Raw genomic sequence first — 2,164 nt, forward strand, 5'->3', positions numbered from 1 at the left:
AGGGCTTCGGCGAGGCGGGAGAGCGCCCCCGGGCTGAGGTTGGGCGGGTTGCGTTCCAGGTAGTCGATGTAGCCGACGGCCATGCCCGCGCGCTCGGCCACCTCCTCCTGGGAGAGGCCCAGTTCGGTGCGGCGGTAGGCGACGCGGCGGCCGAGGTCACCGCGGGCCCTCTGGTCCCTGACGTTCACGGTCCCTCCTGGTTCCGGTCTCTCCCAGCGCGACTAACCCCTTTCGTCCTGATCATGCTCGCCGGGGCCGGGTCTATAGCGGGCCGATAGGGCAGGGAGGCCGGGACCGAGGTCCCTTCCGCGGCTCTGCTGAACGTCCCAGGCTGGGAGAAGAGAAGGACGAACGTCCCGCTTCGTCTGCTCCGTTGGGCACTGTCGACCCCGCGGCGCTTCGGGATAGCACAGAGTGAGAGGCGGTGCCGGCAGACGGAGGTCCGGGTGGCGACGGAGAGCGTGCGGCGAGTGGCGGAGCGAAGCGAGGAGTACACCCGGTTCGGAGTGGTCGTGGGCGTCGACGGCTCTGCGGAGAGCTGGAACGCCTTGGACTGGGCGGCCCGCGCCGCGGTGGAGCGCGGCACCGGGCTGCGGATCGTGTACGCGGTGGTCGATCCTTTCGGTGCGGCCGCCGAGGAGGTCCGCCAGCAGGTCGACGCGCTGCTGGAGCGCGCCCGGGAGCGGGTGCGGGACGCCTTCCCCGAACTGGCCGTGCGGACCGCGGCCTTCGAGGGCGGGGCGGTCAGCACGCTCAGCATCCTCTCCGAGACCGCGGAGCTGCTCGTCGTGGGGACGCGCGGGCACAGCGCGCTGGCCACCCTGCTGCTCGGCTCGACGAGCGTGGGCGTCAGCGCCCGGGCGTTCTGCCCCGTCGTCGTGCTCCCGCCCGGGGCGGACACCACGCGCAGCCACGGCAGCCAGGTCGTGGTGGGTGTGGACGGCTCCGAGGTGTCCGACGAGGCGCTGCGGTTCGCGCTGCGGGAGGCCGCGCGCATGGACGGGTCCCTGACGGTGGTGCACGGCTGGCAACTGCCGGCGCCGCTGGACCCGATGGCGTTGGCCGCCGCCGGGTACACCATGAACTTCGGCGTGTTCGAGAAGCGCACCCGGGACTACATCGACGGCCTGGTCGAGCGGGCCCGCTCCGAGGTGGGGGTGGACGTCCCGATCGGGGTCCGGGTCGTCTACGAGCACCCGGTGCAGGCGCTGCTCGACGCGGGCCGCCACGCCGACCTGGTGGTCGTGGGCTCCCACGGCAGGGGAAGCGTCGCCGGGCTGTTCCTCGGCTCGGTGAGCCAGTCGGTGCTGCACCGGTCCTCCACGCCTGTCGCGGTGGTGCGGCACCGGTGGGACACCGAGGAGGACTGGCTGGGGTGACCTGCCGCGGGCAGCGGCCGCGGCAGGGCCGGGGCGGCTTGGGGAGGAGAGGATGCCCGCCCTGCCCGGCCGCCCCGCGCCGGTTCACCGCCGCAGCGCGCGGACCTGCCCCTCGTAGAAGCCGTAGCGGGCCAGCGGCTCCACCAGTTCCCGCTCCTCGTAGGCCAGGTGCGATAGCAGGGTGTCGGTGAGGACGTCCACCGCCTCCTGCAGCGGGGCGAAGTCGCCCGGGTTGTTGATGAACTCCACCAGGGCGGTGTCCACGTCGTTGAGGACCCGGTGGATGACGTGGTGCTCCTCGGTGAGCCGGTCGATCACGGGCTCCAGCTCTTTCTCCTGGGCGCGCAGGTGCGGGAAGACGGAGGTGTCCTCCAGGGTGTGGTGCTGGGTGACCACCCGGCAGTAGGAGGCGCAGTAGGCGCCCAGGCTCCAGTTGTTCTGGCGCAGGGTCATCTGGTTGATGGCCGAGCGGGCGTCCCCGGCGCTCAGCGTGCCCGCCCGCACCTGGTCGATGAGGTCGCGCAGGCGGCCGAGCTCGGCGCGCAGTTGGTCGTGGACGTCGACGAGGTGCTGGCCGAGGGCGCGGGAGGTGGCGTCGTAGTCGGCGCCGGTCTCGGGCACGGGCCGGGTGGGGCGGGTGCTCTCGTCCCACAGTTCCCGGCTGCGCGGGCTGAGGCGGGTGCCGTCGTCGGGCGTGGGGGTGACGCCGAGGCGGGCGGACCAGTCCTGGGCGGGGGCGGGCGCCGCTTCCTGCCGCTCCTCGGCGAGGGGTACGGCGACCACCG

3 protein-coding genes are annotated in these 2,164 nt (G+C 73.3%); 1 reads left to right on the top strand and 2 read right to left on the bottom strand.

Going from position 1 to position 2,164, the window contains the following annotated elements; all coding sequences use genetic code 11:
- Positions 1-188, bottom strand: a 188-nt coding sequence (locus tag AC529_RS18425; protein ID WP_157080280.1) for a helix-turn-helix domain-containing protein, incomplete at its 3' end; no start/stop codon positions are given.
- A 282-nt stretch (positions 189-470) separates the two neighbouring features.
- Here AC529_RS18425 and AC529_RS18430 point away from each other — a divergent pair.
- On the top strand, positions 471-1,379 hold the full coding sequence (locus AC529_RS18430) for a universal stress protein (protein WP_068758616.1): 909 nt from the start codon (positions 471-473) through the stop codon (positions 1,377-1,379).
- A gap of 84 nt (positions 1,380-1,463) precedes the next feature.
- Here AC529_RS18430 and AC529_RS18435 read toward each other — a convergent pair.
- Positions 1,464-2,164, bottom strand: a 701-nt coding sequence (locus AC529_RS18435) for a hemerythrin domain-containing protein (RefSeq protein ID WP_198156486.1), incomplete at its 5' end; no start/stop codon positions are given.

The sequence above is a fragment of the Thermobifida cellulosilytica TB100 genome (genome assembly GCF_001517975.1).
Classification (GTDB): domain Bacteria; phylum Actinomycetota; class Actinomycetes; order Streptosporangiales; family Streptosporangiaceae; genus Thermobifida; species Thermobifida cellulosilytica.